The organism is Mesoterricola silvestris, assembly GCF_030295405.1.
In the GTDB taxonomy this organism is placed as follows: domain Bacteria; phylum Acidobacteriota; class Holophagae; order Holophagales; family Holophagaceae; genus Mesoterricola; species Mesoterricola silvestris.
Genome location: NZ_AP027080.1, coordinates 3,658,071 through 3,678,279 on the forward strand (window position 1 = coordinate 3,658,071; position 20,209 = coordinate 3,678,279).

The 20,209-nt window shown below is 65.9% G+C and carries 18 protein-coding genes and 1 tRNA gene; 10 read left to right on the forward strand and 9 right to left on the reverse strand.

What is annotated here, in order from left to right; translation table 11 throughout:
• Together R2J76_RS15785 and R2J76_RS15790 are read right to left on the reverse strand one after the other, a co-directional pair.
• A complete protein-coding gene (locus R2J76_RS15785; protein ID WP_394366762.1) occupies positions 1–1,425 on the reverse strand; it encodes a pyridoxal phosphate-dependent decarboxylase family protein in 1,425 nt (474 codons plus the stop codon).
• Between the two features lie 133 nt (positions 1,426–1,558).
• The gene (locus tag R2J76_RS15790; RefSeq protein ID WP_316412599.1) at positions 1,559–3,580 is read right to left on the reverse strand and encodes a phage tail protein; all 2,022 of its coding nucleotides are present in this window, start codon (positions 3,578–3,580) and stop codon (positions 1,559–1,561) included.
• A 216-nt stretch (positions 3,581–3,796) separates the two neighbouring features.
• On the opposite strand from R2J76_RS15790, the gene R2J76_RS15795 reads away from it, so the two are divergent.
• Positions 3,797–3,873 (forward strand) — tRNA-Arg (locus tag R2J76_RS15795).
• Between the two features lie 348 nt (positions 3,874–4,221).
• On the opposite strand, the gene R2J76_RS15800 is transcribed toward R2J76_RS15795, so the two are convergent.
• Both R2J76_RS15800 and ltrA read right to left on the reverse strand, forming a co-directional pair.
• Positions 4,222–4,395 (reverse strand): hypothetical protein, encoded by a 174-nt coding sequence (locus tag R2J76_RS15800; RefSeq protein WP_316412600.1) that lies wholly within the window; start codon positions 4,393–4,395, stop codon positions 4,222–4,224.
• A gap of 601 nt (positions 4,396–4,996) precedes the next feature.
• Positions 4,997–6,277, reverse strand: coding sequence for a group II intron reverse transcriptase/maturase (ltrA, locus tag R2J76_RS15805; RefSeq protein WP_316411877.1), 1,281 nt, complete (start codon positions 6,275–6,277; stop codon positions 4,997–4,999).
• Between the two features lie 964 nt (positions 6,278–7,241).
• Here ltrA and R2J76_RS15810 point away from each other — a divergent pair.
• Positions 7,242–7,643, forward strand: a complete 402-nt coding sequence (locus R2J76_RS15810; RefSeq protein WP_316412601.1) for a hypothetical protein — start codon at positions 7,242–7,244, stop codon at positions 7,641–7,643.
• Here R2J76_RS15810 and R2J76_RS15815 read toward each other — a convergent pair.
• On the reverse strand, positions 7,618–8,898 hold the full coding sequence (locus R2J76_RS15815; protein ID WP_316412602.1) for a cryptochrome/photolyase family protein: 1,281 nt from the start codon (positions 8,896–8,898) through the stop codon (positions 7,618–7,620). The genes R2J76_RS15810 and R2J76_RS15815 overlap by 26 nt on opposite strands.
• Positions 8,899–8,956: 58 nt before the next feature.
• Between R2J76_RS15815 and R2J76_RS15820 the strand changes: the two genes are divergently transcribed.
• The 3 genes from R2J76_RS15820 (at position 8,957) to R2J76_RS15830 (ending at position 11,103) form a co-directional block, all read left to right on the forward strand.
• Positions 8,957–9,970 (forward strand): guanosine monophosphate reductase, encoded by a 1,014-nt coding sequence (locus R2J76_RS15820; protein ID WP_316412603.1) that lies wholly within the window; start codon positions 8,957–8,959, stop codon positions 9,968–9,970.
• Between the two features lie 9 nt (positions 9,971–9,979).
• Complete coding sequence (locus tag R2J76_RS15825; protein WP_316412604.1) at positions 9,980–10,495, forward strand: phosphoribosyltransferase; 516 nt, start codon at positions 9,980–9,982, stop codon at positions 10,493–10,495.
• Between the two features lie 203 nt (positions 10,496–10,698).
• Positions 10,699–11,103 (forward strand): DUF6982 domain-containing protein, encoded by a 405-nt coding sequence (locus tag R2J76_RS15830; protein ID WP_316412605.1) that lies wholly within the window; start codon positions 10,699–10,701, stop codon positions 11,101–11,103.
• On the opposite strand, the gene R2J76_RS15835 is transcribed toward R2J76_RS15830, so the two are convergent.
• Positions 11,090–11,587, reverse strand: a complete 498-nt coding sequence (locus R2J76_RS15835; RefSeq protein WP_316412606.1) for a ferritin-like domain-containing protein — start codon at positions 11,585–11,587, stop codon at positions 11,090–11,092. The genes R2J76_RS15830 and R2J76_RS15835 overlap by 14 nt on opposite strands.
• Positions 11,588–11,690: 103 nt before the next feature.
• Between R2J76_RS15835 and buk the strand changes: the two genes are divergently transcribed.
• Positions 11,691–13,922, forward strand: a complete 2,232-nt coding sequence (gene buk, locus R2J76_RS15840; protein WP_316412607.1) for a butyrate kinase — start codon at positions 11,691–11,693, stop codon at positions 13,920–13,922.
• Positions 13,923–14,107: 185 nt separating this feature from the next.
• Positions 14,108–14,389 carry a hypothetical protein gene (locus tag R2J76_RS15845; RefSeq protein WP_316412608.1) on the forward strand — a complete coding sequence of 94 codons (282 nt, stop codon included), beginning with the start codon at positions 14,108–14,110 and terminating at the stop codon, positions 14,387–14,389.
• A gap of 35 nt (positions 14,390–14,424) precedes the next feature.
• Here the strand turns inward: R2J76_RS15845 and R2J76_RS15850 are convergent, their stop codons facing one another.
• Complete coding sequence (locus tag R2J76_RS15850) at positions 14,425–15,330, reverse strand: phosphate acyltransferase (RefSeq protein ID WP_316412609.1); 906 nt, start codon at positions 15,328–15,330, stop codon at positions 14,425–14,427.
• 104 nt (positions 15,331–15,434) lie between these two features.
• Here R2J76_RS15850 and R2J76_RS15855 point away from each other — a divergent pair, with 104 nt between their 5' ends.
• Genes R2J76_RS15855 through clpA form a run of 3 tightly spaced genes read left to right on the forward strand, consistent with a single transcriptional unit; the run spans position 15,435 to position 18,692 of the window.
• The gene (locus R2J76_RS15855; RefSeq protein WP_316412610.1) at positions 15,435–16,088 is read left to right on the forward strand and encodes an SDR family NAD(P)-dependent oxidoreductase; all 654 of its coding nucleotides are present in this window, start codon (positions 15,435–15,437) and stop codon (positions 16,086–16,088) included.
• A gap of 8 nt (positions 16,089–16,096) precedes the next feature.
• A complete protein-coding gene (locus R2J76_RS15860; RefSeq protein WP_316412611.1) occupies positions 16,097–16,438 on the forward strand; it encodes an ATP-dependent Clp protease adaptor ClpS in 342 nt (113 codons plus the stop codon).
• 7 nt (positions 16,439–16,445) lie between these two features.
• Positions 16,446–18,692 carry an ATP-dependent Clp protease ATP-binding subunit ClpA gene (gene clpA, locus R2J76_RS15865; RefSeq protein ID WP_394366844.1) on the forward strand — a complete coding sequence of 749 codons (2,247 nt, stop codon included), beginning with the start codon at positions 16,446–16,448 and terminating at the stop codon, positions 18,690–18,692.
• A gap of 278 nt (positions 18,693–18,970) precedes the next feature.
• On the opposite strand, the gene R2J76_RS15870 is transcribed toward clpA, so the two are convergent.
• Together R2J76_RS15870 and R2J76_RS15875 are read right to left on the reverse strand one after the other, a co-directional pair.
• Positions 18,971–19,402 (reverse strand): hypothetical protein, encoded by a 432-nt coding sequence (locus tag R2J76_RS15870; RefSeq protein WP_316412613.1) that lies wholly within the window; start codon positions 19,400–19,402, stop codon positions 18,971–18,973.
• A gap of 304 nt (positions 19,403–19,706) precedes the next feature.
• Positions 19,707–20,081: an energy transducer TonB gene (locus tag R2J76_RS15875; protein ID WP_316412614.1), complete on the reverse strand. Its 375-nt coding sequence runs from the start codon at positions 20,079–20,081 to the stop codon at positions 19,707–19,709.
• Positions 20,082–20,209: the final 128 nt, after the last annotated feature.

Genomic DNA, 20,209 nt, shown 5'->3' on the forward strand with positions numbered 1-20,209 from the left:
TCATCCCGCGACGCGCATGGAGGCCTCGATGAGCGCCTTCCAGAGCCCCTCCACATCGGCCAGTTCCGTGGCCGAAGCCCCGATGGAGACCCGGAGGATCTGCCGGCCCTTGAGGACGGAGGGCGTGAGGTAGTACGTCCCCGCCTTGTTCACCGCCGCCAGGAGGGCGAGGTTGTGGGCCCGCAGCTCGGCCTCGTCCGTCATGCCTACGGGGACGTGGCGCACGCAGACGGTCTGCAGGTTCACGGGGGCCATGAGCTCCCACCCGCCCGTGGCCAGCACCTGGGCCTTCAGCCACTGCGCGTTGGCCAGGTCCCGGCGGATGCGGGCCTGGAGGCCCTCCACCCCCTGGGAGCGCACCAGGAACCAGAGCTTGAGGGCCCGGAAGCGCCGGCCCAGGGGGATGCCCCAGTCCCGCAGGTTCTTGACCTGGCCGTCCTGCTCGGTGTGCAGGTAGCTGGGATTGGTGCTCATGACCCGTATGAGGTGCTCGGGGTCCTTGACGAAGTAGGCGGAGAGGTCGAAGCCCGTGCCCATCCACTTGTGGGGGTTCAGCACGATGGAATCCGCGCTTTCGATGCCCTCCCACATGGGGCGGCACTCGGGGCAGATCATGGCCGTGCCGGCCATGGCCGCGTCCACGTGGAGCCAGATGCCGTGACGGGCCGAAAGCCGGGCCATGCCCGCCAGGGGATCCACGGCCGTGGTGGCCGTGGTGCCGATGGCCGCCACCATGGCGCAGGGCCTGCGCCCCGCGGCCAGATCGTCCACGATGGCCGCCTCCAGGAGGTCCATGCGCAGGGCGTGATCGGCGTCCGTGGGGATCAGGCGCAGGTTGTTGCGGCCGAACCCCGCCAGGAGCGCGGCCTTCTCGATGGAGCTGTGGGCCTGGTCCGAGGCGTACACCACCAGGGGCGCCTCCTCCGCCTGGAGCCCGCCCCGGGCCTGGCCGAAGGCGGAGGACCATTCCCGCGCGCAGAGCAGCGCGCAGAACGTGGAGGTGGACGCCGTGTCCTGGATGACGCCGGTGAATTCCGGCCCGAGGCCCAGCATCACCCGGAGCCACTCCATGACCACTTCCTCCACCTCCGTGGCGGCGGGACTGGTCTGCCAGCTCATGCCCTGGGCCCCCAGCCCCGCGCAGGCCATGTCCGCCAGGACCGAAGCCAGATCGGAATTGGAGGGGAAGTAGGCGAAAAACCCCGGATGGTTCCAGTGGGTGATCCCCGGCAGGACGATGCGGTCCAGGTCCCCGGTCACCCCCTCCAGGCTCCCCCCCTTAAGGGGAGGGGCCGCCGGAAGCATCCGCTTCACGTCCCCCGGCTCCAGGGGACTCATGACGGGCAGATCAGCCATCCGCTCCCGGTAGCCTGCGATCCACTCGACCATCTCATGGCCTAACCGTCGAAACTCTTGGGTATCCATGTCCCTATATTCAACCCAGAACGCCGGGGAAGTCCAGATCGCACGTGTCCCGGACGGGCGCCAGGGATTCGCCGACGCAGGCAAGCTGCGTCAGCGAATCCCTGGCAAAAGTCCGGAACACGTGCAATTACCCTTACGGTGCCTCCGAATACAGCACATAGGTTGCGGGGCTCGAGCTGGAGGTGTAGCCGATCATCTGCAGGAGGTAGAACTTGTCGTTGCCGTCGAAGCCCAGATAGGGCCGGTTGCTTTCGTAGGGACCGAGGGTCTGGCTCGACCAGACATCGTTGGAGAAGGTCACGAGCTGCTGTCCGGAGGGACCCCTGAAGTGGATGACGATCCGGTCGGTCTTGGCGGATCTTGCGAAATAGGCATTCTGGGTGCTTCCATTGGCCCCCGTCGTGCCGATGACCTGGACGGGCGTCCACGCGCCGTCGACCTTGCGGATCTCGCACAGCTCCGAACCGATCGACGAATCATAGGGGGTATGGGGGCGCGTGTAGAAGACGTGGAGGTCGCCCCGGTAGCTGAACAGGAGGTCCAGGGTGTCGTACCAGCTGCTGATGGCCACGCCGGTGGGGATCTTTTCCCACTTCCAGGCGTTCGGGCCCTGGCGCTGGAGCAGGTAGAGTTCCTGCCACGCCCCCAGGAGCACGCTGGGGACACCGCTGGCGTCCGTCGTCAGGCGGAAGGAATAGACCACGCCCGGGGCCGGCGAGACCACATCCAGGGACTCCACCTTCCAGGTTCCGGTGGCGTCCTTGTAGGCGTACTCGAACCCCGTGGCGCTATAGCTGTCCTTCGACCAGGCCACGTGGAGGGCATCGGCCCCGTCCAGGGTGAACGTGATGGTGTTCGTGGAGGAGCTGTAGCCGAGGGTCCTGCGCGCCACCTCTTCGGTCTGCCAGACTGCGCCATCAGACCAGGCGTGCACGATCGCCATTTCGGAACTCCCCTGCATGACCTGCCGCAGGTACACGGTGTGGGGCCGGCCCTGGGAATCCAGCCTGAGCTTGGGCTCCACGAGGGAAGCGGCATTGGTCAGGGGGTTCGTGACCCAGCCCGTCGGGGACGGGGTGGCGATGACGTAGGAGGAGTAGTTCACATACTGCGCGAAGGTCCAGGCCCCGTTGCCATCCAGGGCGCCCATCACCGAAGGAGGCAAGGACTTGATCACCGGGGCGGCCAGGGACAGCGATCCCGCCGTCGGAAGGGTGACCACCATCACGGGAAGGCTGGGCGCGGCCGCCGAACCCGTTTTCCGCGCCTCGATCCGGTAGGTGTAGTATCCGGAGGCCAGCAGGAGGTCCTGGTACGAGGAGGCGGTCGGGGCGAGATGCGCGACATCCTGGTAACTGGGATAGGTGGAAAGGCCACTGGCCCGGGTGACAACCACTTCGGTGGCCCCCGCGCTGTGGTTCTGCCAGGTCAGGCTCACCCCCTCCACCAGGGGCGTCGCCACCACCGAACCGGGCGATTTCAGACCGGTGCTCAGGGGATCGCTGGTCGCTTGCACGGTCTTGGTGCCCTTGGAATAGGTGATCCGGTAGCAAACGTAGCCGCCCTCGGGGGCCTGGCTATCCAGGTAGTCGGTGGCGCCGAAGCTCACGCCGGGAATCACGTCCCACGCATAGGTCGAACCGTAGGTGGCCGAGGTCCCCCGCTCCAGCGTCATGGCATCCGCCACGGAACTGTTGTTGGTCCACTTCAGGCTGATCCCCCCCACGACGCTGGTGGCGCTGGTGAAGGTGGGCGCCTTCAACCCCAGGGGGGAGCGGACCTCATTGCTGTAGGGCGAGTAGGTCGTGCCCAGGACGGCACGCATCCGGGCCCGCAGTTCCGAGTTCTCCGGCAGGGCGGCGGGGTCGAAGGTGGCATAGGCCGCGGTCCAGGAGGCCGGGACGAGATCCTGGCCCAGCTTGGTGAAGCTGCCGTCGCCGAGGGCCACTTCGAACTCGTACCCGTCGATGCGGTTCGTAGGGGCGGTCCAGGTGTAGTTGAGGTACGGGGAGACGGAAAGGTCACCGGTCACCGTGAGGTTGGTGGGTCCGTTGAGGCCCGACGTCCCGCCCCCCTTCCCGGAACTGCATCCGGAGGCGCCCAGCAGGGCGAGGAGTCCCACAAGGACAATTAGCCAAACGGAGGGCCGGGGCATGGTTTTTCTCCAGGAATGAAGCTTTGGAATGAAGCAAGTGTGACCATCCACTCCGGGACAAGCAAGGCCGAATCCCCCATCCGGAGGCCGCACCTGGGATCGCCGCCGCCCACCCCACCGCCAGGGAATCCCAGGATGGGGTGGCGCACGCGAGGGGATTCGCGGTAGGATCAAGGTCTGGCAAAAACCGATGCAAGGGCCAGACAAAACACGAAAGCAGCCGTAGCTCAGTTGGATAGAGTATTGGCCTCCGAAGCCAAGGGTCGCGCGTTCGAGTCGCGCCGGCTGCACCAGATCAAAGCCCTGAAATCCATGCAACGCATAGGTTTCAGGGCTTCCGTTTTGCTTGTCTGCACTCCGAAGACACTTGCATCGTGCCCCCGTTCCACACTTCCGGTGAGGCCTTGCGCGACCTAGCACGGCGATAGCGTGAAGAAGAATTTTCCTCGCTAATGTCGATAGGGAATGAAGGTCGCCCCGCCACTTCCATCCCTGGACACACCATCCTGGCAATAGTTCATCTGCACGGGTTGCCAGGGAACGGAAACCATGGGCGGGTTGATCAGCCGGTCAAGGGAGTATCCCATTCCGCCGATCAAGCCGCCTCCAACCGCTCCCATAGGAGCGGCAGCGACACCAGTCTACGCCGCAGCAGCCAGGCCGCCGCCGACGGCCCCTACCGCCAGGGCACTACCAAAGGCTTTCTGGTTGAAACTGAAATCGGGCTTCATGTATTGCGTCGAAGGAAACATCCCGCCTGTTATGAGAATAAGATCCCTATCCGCATAAATATCGATGGATCGAAAGGGTTTCATGGTCTTCTCCTTTTATTGGGCCCCAAATTGAATTGTTTTCATCAGAAGGGAACAATTTCCCCTCGGCTTGAAACCCGGGAATGGCATTGGGGACATTGCCATCCGCCCAAAAGAAGTTCTCGCATGGAGTGCGGCCATCGAAAGCGCGGAAAGACGTACAAACACTTTGGACAGAATCGTCTTGGTTTCCAGAGGTAAAAGGCAACCAATAATAGGATTGTTATAATATATTGCATAACATTGGACCTAGGCCTGTTCGTTTTTACGGACATCCATTCCCCACCCAATATGAAATTGATCGAAATGGCACCGATGTTTCCGAATTTAAAATATTTCCAATTAATCAGCCTCAGAGGCCAGGCGGAGTCAGCGGTCGGATCCGCGACGTCAATGGGGGAACTTGCAGCCTTTTCCTTATCCTGTGCATCCCCGTCCATCACCGTTCATCCCCGGCCAGTCAATAGCCGGGGTGGGTCAGCGCGATGGGGTCCAGCTTCGGAGTCAGGCTGCGGCGGCATGCAGCGCCTTGTTCAGCCGGGTCGAGTAGCGCGGGGGAACTGCCCCCCCGCGCCCTCACGGATCCGGACGTGAGACTCTCACCTCATCCGGCTCGTCCTGCCCAGCCTCCAGGTCGTATTCCCAGGGTCCAGTGGTAGAACAGCCCTTCTTGCCGCTGGTGGGCAATGTCGCCCAACCAACGAAAGGCTGCCGTCCAGTCCCGGTGGAACCGCTTGTATTTCCGTTTGGCCCAGCGGGCCAGGACCAGATTCAGGTAGTCGAGAAGTTCCAGGCACTCCGAGCGGTGGAACCGCCCATAGTAGTTGACCCATCCCCTGACGATGGGATTGATGAACGAGGCAAGCTCGCTCAGGGTCTTGGTGTTCATCTTCGTCGTCAGTTTCCACTCCCGGATGGCTTCCCGAGCGGCCTTCTTCGCCTTGTCGCTCATGGCCGGATTGAAGCCCACAAAGAGCTTTCCGTCCCGGGTCTTCACCGACCGCCCCCGAAAGGTGTAGCTCAGGAAGTCGAAGGCCGTGTGGTCATGGTCCCCCGGGCGCGAATCGTCCTTACAGTAGACGATCTTCGTTTTCTCCGGGTGGAGTTCCAGCCCCTTGTCCTTCAATCGCCTGCGCACCCCTTCCAGGACGTATTTGGCCTGGGCCAGGCTCACGCAATGGATCACCGCATCGTCGGCATACCGCTCGAACGGGACGTTCGGAAAGACCCGCCCCATCCAGGCATCGAACGCATAGTGCATGAACAGGTTGGCCAGCAATGGGCTGATCACCCCGCCCTGCGGCGTTCCCGCCGTCCGTTCCTGCAGGGTTCCGTCCTCCCGTTGGGCCGGGGCCTTGAGCCACCGTTCCACGTACAGGGGGATCCACTTCAGGGCCGAATCCGACTCGGTATGGTGCCGAACCGCCTTGAGGATCAGGTCATGCGGCAGGTTATCAAAGAATCCTTTGATATCCAGATCGATGACCCAGTCCAGGCGCCAGCAGCGCTCCCTTGCCTTTGCTACGGCATCCAGTGCCGAACGACCCGGCCGATAGCCGTAGGAGTCCTCGTGGAACATGGGTTCCACCAAAGGCTCCAATACCTGCTTGGCTACCATCTGGGCCACTCGGTCCGCCACGGTCGGAATGCCCAAGGGTCTCGTCCGGCCGTCCTTTTTGGGAATCTCCACCCGCTTCACCGGCGGCGGGAAGTAGCTGCCCGACGACATCCGATTCCAGATCTTGTAGAGGTTGCCCTCCAGATCCTTGTCAAACATCGACAGGGTTTCTCCATCCACGCCCCCTGCTCCCCGGTTGGCCCGGACCAGACGCCATGCCTCGGCGACCTGTTCCCTGGAAATGCTGTAAGGCTTCGCTTCAGACACGTGCTCTTCCCCCGGAGGGTTGACCCGCATTTGAAGCCGGACAGGCCGGTCCCTTGGCTCCACCCGCATTACCGGGCATCGTCGCTACTACGGACCGGTCCGCCCCGGCGCCCCGCTTCGGTACTCTCGCCCTACGGGGGACTACCCCTCGGACTTCTCCCTTGGCATCGGGACGCTCGGTTCCCACGTTCCACACAAGAGCCTGGACAGGGCTCGCGCCGCTTCTACGCCGGCCACCGCCCGGACCGTAAGCAGGTCCCTTCCGGGCTTGGTCCCAGGACTTCATCCGGAGCCTGGTTTCGATGGCTTTTGATCTCTTTCGACGCCTCATCAGCGGTTCACTTTTGTTCGCCTTCCCTGTCCCTACCTGACGGGGGTTCCCCCGCCTTTTCCGGGTCCGCTCACCACCTGGGGTGTCACCCCCACGCAGCGCCCGGTGGTTTGGGATCTGGCCCTGCAGCCCGACCCCGGGGGGCCTACCCCCATCTCTCATGCAGCACAGCTGCTATCTCTCAGGTTGTTTTATTTGGACCTCCTGGGAGATGAAGCGCCTTTCGTGGCGCACGGATGGACGGGGATAGGCGAGGATAAGAAAAGATATAAAAGGGCTTGTGCTGGCTTCGGCTGGGGCGGCTCACGCATCGCCCGCCCTTGACGGGCGGTATGCCTTGTAACAACTCGCCCAACCATCAGCTTCTGCTTTTCCCAGCGCCCCAGCGAGCCCTCTGCGCCTCTGCGTTTGATTTTTTTCCCAATTCCCGAATCGCTTGTCCCCCTCGCGCCACGGCAACCTAGAAAAGGATCAAACGCAGAGGCACAGAGGGCTCGCTGGGGCGCTGGGAAATGATTGTCCGGGAATGCGGGTCTTCCTCCCAGGCTTGGGTACCACGGCCTAACGGTGGTCCATCGACCTCACCTGCGTACCGGTGGATGATGGTTCCAGATCCTCACCCCAGGAGCCCCCATGGGCGAATCGAGCCTCGAAGACCTGATTGCCCTCCGCAAGCGGGAGCGGGAGGAGGAGCAGCTCACCCATACCCGCGAAACGGCCCGGGCGGTGGACGAGGCCCTGGGGCCGCGGGTGCTGGCGGCCATGGACCCCGGCGGGGCCCAGGGCTGGACCTTCAGCCATGCCACGGGGATGCGGCGCCTCCACCTGCGCACGGGCGAGTACCACCTGGTTCTCACGGCCATGCGGGGCGTCGGGCGGGTGGAGGTGGAACTGCGCCACATCGATTCCCGCTTCGCCTCCCTGGCCAAGCGGGCCTCCCTGGCGGACCTCTCGGAGGACTGGTTCCTCAATGCCGCCGAAAGCCTTTCCGCCCAGGTGCAGGACCGCCTCACGAGCCCGAAGAACTTCGTCTGAGGTGGGCCTTGGCCCGCTGGAGGAAGGCCTCCCGGGCCGCGGCGTGGTCCACGATGGGCGGGGGGTAGCCGGCGGGGAGGGGGCCCTCCCAGGGGCTGTGGATGCGGTTGGCCGGAAGGGTGGCCAGTTCGGGCACCCAGGCGCGCACGTAGGCGCCCTCGGGGTCGAAGCGCCGGCCCTGGAGCACGGGGTTGAAGACCCGGAACCAGGGCTGGGCGTCGCAGCCGCAGCCGGCGCTCCATTGCCAGCCCATGGAATTGTTGGCCAGATCCCCGTCCTGGAGGTGCGCGAGGTAGTGGGCCTCGCCCAGGCGGTAGTCCAGGAGCAGGTGCTTGGCCAGGAAGCTCGCGGCCACCATGCGGGCCCGGTTGTGCACGTAGCCGGTGGCCAGGAGCTGCCGGGCGGCAGCGTCCACGATGGGGTAGCCGGTGCGGCCCTCCGCCCAGGCCCGGAAGAGGCCCGGATCGCTGCGCCAGGGGAAGTCCCGGAAGGCGTCCTGGAAGGGGCCTTCCAGGACGCCGGGCCAGGCGCGCACCAGGTGGTGGGCGAACTCCCGCCACACCAGTTGCCGCTGCCAGGCCTCCGCGCCGGGGCGGCCGGAGGCCTCGGTCCAGCAGGTGAGGGCGCTCACCCGGCCGAAGTGGAGGTCGGCGGAAAGTCGGGAGGTGCCGTCCCGGTCCATGCGGTCCCGGCCCTGGGCATAATCGGCCAGCCGATCCTCCAGGAAGGGTTCCAGGCCCAGGGGCAGCAGAGGCCCGGCGGGCCACCGGGGCAGTTCGGGGAGGACCGGCAGGCGCCGGGGCGCCGGCAGAGGGGCTTCCAGGCGGGCCTCCCGCTGGAAGGTCCGGTGGAAGGCCGTGAAGACCCGGTGGCGGCCCAGGGGCCCCGCCAGGGTCTCCCCGGGGAAGAGGCGCAGGGGGCACGGGAGCGCCTGGGCCAGGCGGTCCTCCTGGAGCCGGGCGGCCGGTTCGGTGAAGCCATGGGCCGCCACGGCGGAGGCGCCCAGATGCGCGGCGAGGCGGGGGAGCTCCTCCCGGGGGTCGCCGGGCAGCCAGACCAGGCCCGACCCCAGGGCCTCCAACCGGGCCGCCAGGTCCCCCAGGCGGGGGGCGACCCGCTCCGGCACGGGCCCGGCGAATACCGGCACCGCCCCCTCCCCGGCGTGCACCAGGGGGGCGTGGTCCGCCACGCGCAGGTCCTTCTCCCGGTACCAGACCAGGACGGCCGCGGGCTTTTCCTTGGGTTTGCCAACCATTCCGGCCTCCGGCGGGGCTGGGCTTTTGGGATAATCTGGAGGTGAAACGGAGAGGCCCATGCCCGAAACCGCCATCACGTTCGACGACGTCCTGATGATACCGGCGTACAACCACCACGAGTCCCGCCGGATCGTGGACATCAGCATGACCGACAAGAGCGGCAAGCTCACCCTGGACCTGCCGATCATGACGGCCAATATGGACACCATCACCGAGGACGCCATGGCCGATTTCATCGGCGGGCGCGGGGGCATCGGCACCCTGCACCGGTTCTGCTCCATCGAAGAGAACGTCGCCATGTTCAAGCGCTGCCAGACCAAGGTCTTCTGCTCGGTGGGCACCTCCGAGAAGGAGATGGAGCGGGTGGAGGCCCTCAAGGACGCCGGGGCCCAGTACTTCTGCGTGGACGTGGCCCACGGGCACGCCAAGTACGTGGGGAAGATGATCAAGCGCATGCGCCAGAAGCTGCCCAACGAGTGCATCATGGCGGGCAACGTGGCCACCTACGCCGGCGCGGACTACCTGGCCTCGGTGAAGGCCGACATCATCAAGGTGGGCATCGGCCCGGGCAGCGTCTGCACCACGCGCATCAAGACCGGCTTCGGGGTCCCCCAGATCACCGCCATCCAGGAATGCGCCCGGGCCGACCGGTCCATCGTGGCGGACGGGGGCATCCGCTACCCCGGGGACATCGTGAAGGCCCTGGCCTTCGGCGCGGATTTCGTCATGGTGGGCGGCATGCTGGCGGGCACCCGCCCCACCCCCGGCGAACCCATCCTCAACGAAAAGGGCGAGCCCACCCACAAGAGCTACCGGGGCATGGCCAGCAAGGAGGCCGCCGACGACCACCTGGGCGGCCTTACGGGCTGGAAGACGGCTGAAGGCGTGGCCACCAAGGTGCCCTACCGGGAGGACGAGGAGGAGATCATCGCCGACATCGTCGGCGGCCTGCGCTCCGGCCTCACCTACGCCGGGGCCAACACCATCCGGGAACTGCAGCGCAAGCTCAACTACATGGTCGTCTCCCCCGCCTCCCGGGTGGAGAGCCTCCCCCACAAGCTGCTGCAGTAGAGGACGGACATGCCCGAGAAGCGCTTCTTCAGCTACAACGAGATCCACCGCACGGTGGCCGAACTGTCCAAGGTCATCCAGGCCAGCGGGTTCGATCCGGACGTGACGGTGGCCATCGGCACCGGCGGCTTCATCCCCGCCCGCATCCTCAAGACCTTCCTGAAGAAGCCCATCCTCACCGTGGGCGTGAAGCTCTACGGGGACGACAACACCATCGAGGGCGGCCCCTCCAAGGTCCAGTGGATCGACGAGGTGGAGCGCAAGCTCAAGGGCCGCAAGGTGCTGCTCATCGACGAGGTGGACGACACCCGCACCACCCTGGCCTACTGCCTGCGGGAGCTGCTCTCCCACCAGCCCGCGGAGATCGCCGTGGCGGTGCTGCACTGCAAGGACAAGCCGAAGCTGGACCAGTTGCCTCCCCAGGTGACCCGCTACTGGGCCGGCCAGCACCTGGACGACATCTGGGTGGTCTACCCCTGGGACGCCGTGGACATCGACGAACATTCCAGGCAGGCCGGGGCCTGAGGGGATTGGAAAATCGCCTTGGCAAATTAAATTGATTTCCTGAATAAATGAGCGCTTAAATATGTGCCAACACGGGTTATATGAACGTGTATTGATTAAAGCCTACAAAATAAGTGCTTCCAAAACCGGCATATAGGCTTATCTTTCCTTTGAGGTCCTCAATTCTGCCCGCCCGGTCAGACCGTGGGGGTTCGGAGGGAAGAATGAACCAAGTCGTCGCCCGGTACCTGGATGGCCACCTCCTCAAGGGCCATACGGTCGATTTCCTGCCCACCAGCGACCGCTTCCACCTGTTCCCCGCCGGGTCGTACCCGGGCTCCCGGCCCCTGGAGATCGACGTGCACGACCTCAAGGGGGTCTTCTTCGTGAAGAACCTCCAGGGCAACCCCGCCCACGTGAAGCGCAACATCTTCGAACCCACCAACCTCACCCCGGGCAAGCGCATCCGGGTGGTGTTCAAGGACGGGGAAGTGCTCCTGGGGCATGCCCAGGGCTACCACCCGGAGCGCAAGGGCTTCTTCATCCTGCCGGCGGACCAGCGCAGCAACAACGAGCGGTGCTACGTGATCTCGTCGGCCACCCGGGAAGTGTCGGTCATCGCGTCCTGAACATGAGGTCCAGGTCCTCCTTGAGGCCCTGGAGATCCTCCTCGTGCTCCACCTCCTGGGTGAGGATGGTGAGGGCGATGTTGTAGGTGACGGGGTCGGCCTCGCGGGTGACGTCCATCAGGTGCTTGTAGGTGGAGATGGCGCACTGCTCGCCGGAGATGTTCTGGTCCAGGAGGGTCCCCACGTAGGGATCCGCCGGGGCGTCGTAGGCGCAGGGGCTGAATTCCGTCCACTGGGCCGGGGCCAGGACCGGCGTGCCCCCCAGCTGGATGATGCGGTTGGACAGGAGCAGGGCGTGGCCCAGTTCCTCGGTGGCGTGCAGGTTCAGCTCCGCGGCCACCGCGTCCTTCATGGGCCCCTTGATGAGCTTGGCGCCCAGCCAGTACTGGTAGTAGGCCAGCCACTCGCTGGCGTAGGCGGCGTTGAGAAGCCTGAGCAGTTCGTTGACGTCCATCCCCACGATCGATGTTCCCCGCGTGCCCATGGGAGCCTCCTTCGGGGGCCAGCATATCCCAGTTGTGATCGACTTGCATGGCGCCCTCGCTACAATCCACTGTCCTGAAGGGTTGGAATCGCCGGAGGCTCGCATGTTCGACATCGAAGGGTCCATGGACCAGCAGATCCTCGCCGAGGGCAGGACGCGGCCCGCCGTGGTCTTCCCCGAGGCCCTGGATCCGCGCATCATCGAAGCCGCGTGCAACCTCACCCGCTTCGCCCGGCCCGTGTTCCTGGCCACCGAAGGGGAGGTGCGGGAGGTCATCGCCCGGGACCTGGCGCACCTCGATCCCACGCGGGTGGAATTCGCCCTTTCGGAAAGCGCCTTCGTGGACATCGGCAAGCGCCCCGACCTGGTGGAGCAGTTCGCCAGGCTCCACCAAGAGGAGCAGCGCGCCGAGGGCCGCGAGGTGAACCTCTTCGACGCCATGTGCTGGGCCTCCGTGCCCGTGAACTTCGGCATCTGCGCGGTGGCCCAGGGCCACGCGGACACCGTGGTGGGGGGCGTGTCCACCGGGGAAAAGCTCTTCTTCCGGCCCATGCTCAAGGCCCTGAAGGCCCAGGAGCACTGCTGCGAGGCCGGGATCTTCGTGCTCCCCGACGAGCATCCCAAGGACATCATGAACGAGAATATCGTCGTGTTCGGCGACGTGGGCGTGAACGCCGTCATGACCCCGGAGGCCCTGGCCGCCGCGGCGGTGGGCACCTGCGCCATCGCCCGGGACCTCATCCCCGAATCCGTGCTGCCGGTGATCCACGGCGCCATCGTCTCCTACTCCAACCGCGGCTCCGACGAGGGCCCCGGGCCCGACCTGGTGCGCCAGGCCACGGCCCTGGTGCCGGCCCTGCTGGAGCAGCGCGTCCAGCGCGGGGAGCGCTACCGCACCATCCAGATCGAGGGCGAGGTGAAGGTGAACGTCGCCCTCTCCCAGCGGTCCGCCACCTACTACCAGGGCGGCAAGGACGTGAAGTGGCCGGGATCGGCCAACGTGATCATCTGCCCCAACCTGGACATGGGCAACCTGCTCTACCACCTGTACGCCACCCGCTTCCCGGACGCCAAGAAGTTCCCCGTGCTCTTCGGCCTGCGCTTCAAGGGCGTGGACCTGGCCATGGACTGCACCCCCGAGGACATCCGCCTGGCCGTGAAGGCCTCGGTGCTGCGCATGTTCAAGTACGGCGCCTGGGACGAGACCCCCAAGGACACCTTCTTCCGCCGCTACCGGGTGCTAGCCATCAACCCCGGCTCCACCTCCACCAAGATCGCGTTCTTCGAGGGGGAGAAGGAGCGCTTCACCCAGGAGCTGCAGCATTCCGCGGAGGAGCTGCACCCCTTCGAAGGCCAGAGCATCACGTCCCAGTTCGCCTTCCGCAAGGAGGCCATCCTGAGGTTCCTGGCCGACAGCGGCCTCACCGTGGACGCGCTGGACGCCGTGGCGGGCCGGGGCGGACTCCTGTGGCCCATGTCCCACGGCACCTTCACGGTCAACGACCTCATGGCCAAGGACCTGCTGGAGGGCGTCCAGGGCGACCACGCCTCCAACCTGGGCGGCCTCATCGCCCGGGAACTGGTGGCCGGCTCGGCCCGGCCCGCCTTCATCGTGGACCCCGTCGTGGTGGACGAGGTGGAGGAGGTCGCCAAGATCACCGGCGTCAAGCGCATCCGCCGGGTGGTCATCAGCCACGCCCTGAACCAGATCGCCACGGCCCGCCGCTACGCCGAGGAGCGGGAGACCTTCTACGAGCGCATCAACGTCGTCGTAGCCCACCTGGGCGGCGGCATCTCGGTGGGCGCCCACTGCCGGGGCCACTACGTGGACGTGAACAACGCCCTGGACGGGGAAGGCCCCTTCACCCCCCAGCGCTCCGGGTCCCTGCCCGTGGGCCAGCTCATCGATCTCTGCTTCTCCGGGGACCTCACCCGGGAGGAACTCAAGCGGCTGAACAAGGGCCGGGGCGGCCTCATCGATCTGCTGGGCACCGCCGACCTGAGGGCCCTGGAGGCCCGCTACCTGGCCGGGGAGGCCGAGGTGGTGCTGGTCATGGACGCCATGGCCTACCAGATCGCCAAATGGATCACCTCCCTCCTGCCGGCCTTCCACGGCCAGCCGGTGGACCAGGTGCTCCTCACCGGCGGCATGGCCCGCTGCCGGCCCACCGTCGACTACATCCGCCGGTCCCTGGCGGCCATGGGCTGCGGGGTCACCGTCTACCCCGGGGAAAACGAAATGTTCGCCCTGGCCAAGGGCGCCCTGCGGGTTCTGGCGGGCAAGGAATCCCCGAAGACGTACACTGGTCGGAAATCCGAACCCGTCATGGCCTAAGGGCCCCTTCCCGGGAGGAAGGAATAAACATCTGATCAAAAAGTAGGCATATATTGCGAATTTCAAGATTGATATAAATTTCTAATCGCAATCCATTTAGCCTCTCCGAAGCGGTTGCTTATTCCGGGGATCACCCTATCTTGATATCCCCGGTCGGGGCGGGACCCGCGAGGCGGGAGGTGGCCGTGTCCGAAGGATCTGCGATGGACGTGTTGGGCCTGGAGACCTTGCTCCAGGACATCGCCCCTCCGTTCCAGCAGGACTTCCTGTCGGCCCTGGTGAAGGAAGGATTCGAGATCACGCGTGGCATCCCCAACCTGCAGCTGCCCCAGGAGATCGAAGACTCGATCGGCTGGCTGGCGGATGCCCGGTTCGGGGATACCTGGGTCCGGCTCCATCGCGTGCTTGCCCACGCCGCGGTGGACGGGACCCTGGTGGATCTGAGTTTCGGGGCCGGCGGCTCCTGAGGGGGGATTGTGCTGCCGGCCCCGCGGGGGAAGGGTCACTTGGCGGTGAGGGCCGCCAGGGTGATGGAGTAGAGCTTCGTCAGGACGCTGTCGCCCCGGGAGCTGAGGATGCAGGGGGCCTGGGCCCCGGCCACCATGGCGGCCAGTTCGCACCCGGCGAGCTTGCTGCTCGTCTTGTAGAAGACGTTGCCCGCGTCGATGTTGGGGAACACCAGGCAGTCCGCGTCCCCGGCGACGCTGCCGGCGATGCCCTTGGTGGCGGCGGATTCGCCGTCCACGGCCACGTCCAGGGCCATGGGGCCGTCCACGAAGGCGCCCTTGATCTGGCCCCGCTCGGCCATCTTGGCGATGATGGCCGCGTCGATGGTGGCCTGGACCTTGGGCAGCACCTGCTCGGAGGCCGCGATCAGGGCCACCTTGGGCTTGGGGATGCCCAGGGCCTGGGCCACGCCGATGACGTAGTTCGTGATGGCCACCTTCTCCTTGAGGTCGGGATAGGGCAGCACGGCCACGTCGCCGCAGACGATGAGCTTGGGGTAGGTGGGGTACTGGATCACCGACACGTGGGAGAGGATGGCCCCGGGGCTCATGAGGCCCGCCTCCTTGTGGAGGATGGCGCGCATGTACTTGTCCGTGCTCACCAGGCCCTTCATGAGGATCTGGCCCCCGGCGCTCCTCACCAGGGCCACGGCCCTGGCGGCGGCCTGGGTGTCCACGGGCTCGTGCACGAAGGTGAACCGCGCGGGATCGAAGCCGTGGTCGGCGCACACCTGGCGCATCACGGCCTCGTCGCCCACCAGGGTGGCCTCCACGATGCCGCGCTCCACCGCGTCGTGCACCGCCTCGATGGTGTGGGCGTCGTTGGCGTAGGCCGCCACCAGGCGCCTCCGGGGGCGGGACTTGACGGCTTCGAGCATCTGTTCGAGACGGGTGATGGGCATCGGACCTCCGGTGGCGTTCGGGTACAAGGGTTCGCCGAAAGTGTACAACGGCCCTCCGGAGGCCCCGGGGCGTTGTGACGGCCATCATCCGGTAGGATGGAGGCATGGCGAATCCCCTGGCGGTGATCCTCGGCGCGGGCCCCGGCATCGGGTTGGCGGCGGCCCTGCGCTTCCGGCGCGAGGGTTTCCGGGTGGCCATGGTGGCCCGGCCCGGCGACGACCTGAAGGGCTTCGGGCGGGCCCTGGACGGGGGCCTGGTGCTGGGGGCGGACCTGGCCGAGGGGGTGCCCACCGCCGCCATCGAGGCCTGGGGCGGGCCGCCCCGGGTGCTGGTGTACAACGCCTCGGCGGGCGCCCCGGGCCCCGCCGCCGAGCTGACGCCCGAACAGGTGATGCGCGATCTCCAGGTGAACGTGGCCGCGGCCCTGGCCGGGGCGCGGTGGGCCCTGCCCTCCATGCGCGGCGCGGGCGAGGGGACGCTGCTCTTCACGGGCGGCGGCATCGGGCTCAAGCCCCAGCCGGGCCTGGCCTCCGGGTCCCTGGGCAAGGCGGCCCTGCGCAGCCTGGCCCTGAGCTTCGCCGCGGAGCTGGAGCCCGAGGGCATCCACGCGGCCACGGTGACGGTGCGCGGCTTCGTCCAGGCGGGGACGGCCCTGAGCCCCGAGGCCGTCGCCGCCTGCTTTTGGGACCTGCACGCCCAGCCCCGGGACCGCTGGGAAAGGGAGCGGGTCTTGCCATGGGACGGACCTGGGACATAATCGGGGCCATGGGCAAACCTTTCTCAGACGATTCCAGGGATGGCCAGGGGGGCGTCGGCACCCGCACGGCGCCGCGCACCCGGCTCAGGCTCAGCCCGCCGGTGCTGTGGAAGGTGATCCTCCACAACGACGATTTCACCACCCGGGAGTTCGTGGTCATGATCCTGGAGACGGTCTTCCGGAAGCCGGAGGCCGAGGCGGTGCGCATCATGCTGGACGTCCACCGCCGGGGCACGGGCGTGGCGGGGGTCTACCCCTTCGACGTGGCCGACACGAAGGTGGCCCAGGTGCGGGCCCTGGCCGAGGAGAAGGAATTCCCCCTCCTCTGCACCCTGGAACCGGAGGCCTGACGTGGCCGTGCCCACCCCCACCCTCGCGCCCGCCTTGAACCACTGCATCCAGGAGGCCTTTGCCGCGGCCCGGGGGGCCCGGCACGAGTACCTGACCCTGGAGCACCTCCTCCTGGCCCTCCTCTCCGACCCCATGGTGCCGGCCGCGGTGGCCGCCTGCGGCGGGGACGGCGGGAAACTGGCCACGGAACTGCGCGTGTGGCTGGAGGCGAACCTGGAGGCCCTGCCCCCGGGCGCCGCCTTCAATCCCATCCCCACCCTGGGCTTCAACCGGGTCATGGAGCAGGCCATCCTGCACACCATCTCCTCGGAGCGCCCCACCGTGGACAGCGGGGCGGTGCTGGTGGCCCTGCTGGCGGAAAAGGAATCCCAGGCCGCCTACCTCCTGAAGCGCCAGGGCGTCAACCGCCTGCCCCTCCTGAAGCACCTCTCCCACGGCGGCGCCAGGGCCGGCACCGGCACCGCCCCCGCCGAGGCGCCCGAAGGCGAGGAGGAGCCCCCGGCCAAGGATCCCCTCAAGGCCTACGCCACGGACCTGGTGGCCCGGGCCGCCGAGGGCCGCATCGATCCCCTCATCGGGCGCGAGGAGGAGATGGACCGCATCCTCCACGTCCTCAGCCGCCGCCGCAAGAACAACCCGCTCCTGGTGGGCGAGGCCGGCGTGGGCAAGACGGCCGTGGCCGAGGGCCTGGCCCTGCGCATCCACGAAGGGCGGGTGCCCGAGGCCCTCAAGGGCGCGCGGTTCTTCTCCCTGGACATGGGCTCCCTGCTGGCGGGCACCCGCTACCGGGGCGATTTCGAGGAGCGGGTGAAGGCGGTGCTGGCGGCCCTGGCCGCCCATCCCGGAAGCCTGCTCTTCATCGACGAGATCCACACCCTGGTGGGCGCGGGCGCCGTGAGCGGCGGGGCCATGGACGCCTCCAACCTCCTCAAGCCCGTGCTGGCCAGCGGCGAGCTGCGCTGCATCGGCGCCACCACCTTCCAGGAGGCCAAGAGCTCCCTGGACCGCGACCGGCCCCTGTCCCGGCGCTTCCAGAAGGTGGAGATCGCCGAGCCCACGGAGGCCGACAGCGTGGCCATCCTCAAGGGCCTGCGCCCGAAGTACGAGGAGCACCACGGGGTGAAGTACCCCGACGCGGCGCTGGAGGCCGCGGTGCGCCTCTCCAGCCGCTACCTCCGGGACCTGGCCCTGCCCGACAAGGCCATCGACGTGCTGGACGAGGCCGGCGCCGCCCTCAAGCTGCTCCCCGGACGCAGGCGGCGAAAGACCGTCACCGAGGCCGACGTGGAGGCCGTCGTGGCCCGCATGGCCCGCATGCCCCTTCAGGCCGTCAACGCCGACGACCGGGAAAAGCTGGCCGGCCTCGAGGACGGCCTGAAGGCCGTGCTCTTCGGGCAGGACGAGGCCATCGCCAAGGTGTGCGGGGCCATCCGGCTCTCCCGCTCGGGCCTGCGCGGCTTCGAGCGGCCCGTGGGGTCCTTCCTCTTCGCGGGGCCCACCGGCGTGGGCAAGACGGAACTGGCCCGGCAGCTGGCGAAGATCCTGGACGTGGAATTCATCCGCTTCGACATGTCCGAGTACATGGAAAAGCACGCCGTGAGCCGTCTCATCGGCGCCCCTCCGGGCTACGTGGGCTTCGAGGACGGCGGCCTCCTGGTGGACGCCGTGCGCCGGAACCCCCACGCCGTGGTGCTCCTGGACGAGATCGAGAAGGCCCACCCCGACATCTACGCCATCCTCCTCCAGGTCATGGACCACGCCACCCTCACGGACAACCACGGCCGCAAGGCCGATTTCCGCCACGTGGCCCTCATCCTCACCACCAACGCCGGCGCCCGGAACCTCAGCCAGCGCAAGGTGGGCTTCGCCGACGCCGGCACCGGCGGCAGCGCCCGGGGCGCCCTGGAGAAGGCCTTCAGCCCCGAATTCCGCAACCGCCTCGACGCCATCGTCACCTTCGGCCCCCTGGGAAAACCCGAAATCCTGAAGGTCGTGGACAAGAACCTCAAGGAGCTCCAGGCCCTCCTGGACGAGAAGAACGTCGTCCTGGAGGTCTCCAGGAGCGCCCGGGAATGGCTCGCCGAGAAGGGCTACGACCCCGCCTTCGGCGCCCGGCCCATGGCGCGGGTGGTGGAGGAGCACCTGAAGAAGGCCCTGGCCAGCGAGATCCTCTTCGGGGCCCTGCAGGAGGGCGGGACCGCGAAGGTGGAGCGGAAGGGGGAGGGCCTGGGCATCACCGCGAAGGGGAAGTAGGGGGGCCTGGGCCACCAGCGTGGCAAAGGGAGCATGGGCGATAAGAACCAACACTGGGTCAGGCTAGGGATATTTCGACAGAGCCCGGAGCTCTCTGGCCAGTGGGGCTTTTAACCCTTTTGCTGTCCCATTGAACGTAACCAGCGAATGCTATTGAAAGCTTCCTGGTAGCCACGCATTCCCTGAGATAGAGGTTGATTAAGGTTTGGCAAGGGATGGCCATTTCTTGGGAAAGCGCCTTGATGGTGTTGCGACTTCGCAAGGAAAAGGTGTTTCGATTACTTCTTCTCTTCGGTTGAAGGTTGATCTGTGGTTGGTACCTTTGCTTTTGCAATCTCTGCCTTTTTCTTTTGGGTTGGCAATTTCGCAGCCTTGGCCGCAGCATCGCTGGCAGCCTTCGCATTCTTACCTGCCTGAACCTTGCGGGTTTCTGCATTTTTTTCGGCGGCCAGATTCGCATGTGCCTTGCGGGATTCGCGTATTGCAATTCGGGCTTGATGATCGGCTTCTTTGTAGGCCAGCTTGGCGGATTTTAGCGATTCCATCGCCTTGGAAACATCTGCTTTGGCCTTGGTGACAGCCGCCAATGCAGTTTTCACAGCCGGATCATTGGCGACCTCGGGCGGTAGGCGGCTTGAATTGCCAGATAGCAATGGAGCAGCAGAAGCTACAAATACTAAAAGAAACGAGGCGAGGTTTCTTGAACGCACTGGGGCTCCTTGAAAAATGTGCTGTTGAAGGTAAGGCCAAGCGTCTAAGCGCTGGGTGCTGGGAGAAGTCTAACGCTGGCGTTGAGCGGCCCCATGCCTGGCGGCGCGTTTGTTGGTGGAGAAAGGAATGGAACGCCGAAGAGCTGAAAGGGGCAAGCCAGGTATGGGGTCCGCGCTCGAACGCTGGGTTAGGCAGACAAACTTTGGTGATTTGACTCAGAGTCGCGGCGCCTTGGAGCAATGCCGCTGGATGTTACTTTGGCGAAGGCAGCGCCAGCGTTAGGAAATAGCCTGGGACAGTGGCTCAGTGTAAGACAAAAGGCATGACTAGCTGAAAACGAACCGCCCTTGGCCGGCCATTGATGATCGAGGGTTTGAACTTCCATTGTAGGCCATATTGCTCGGCCGTTTGATGAAGTTCTGCTGGGCCATCTATGGCCTTTGAGCTGACTGTTTCGCCGCGTTCATCGACGATAAAAACAACTGTAACCCGGCCTTGAATGCCCTGCGCTTTGGCTGCTTCCGGGTAGTGGGGGGACGGTGGCTGGAATCGAATCGTCATGACACCAAAGTCGACATCAAGAATGGCTTGATCAATATTTACGGGTGGTTTGGCGGCTGGTTGAGGGGTTACGCAGCACATCGTAGATGCCATGAGGATCGGAGCAAGGAATCGCATTTTGGAGCCTGTTGAGTTCGGTCGGATGGGTTACGCAGCGGGATTAATCGTTGCGTGCTGGTTGATGCCTAACGCCGAAGTTGAGTCGGACCCAACCTGGCGGCGCGAGTGGAGGAGAAGGGAGGTTG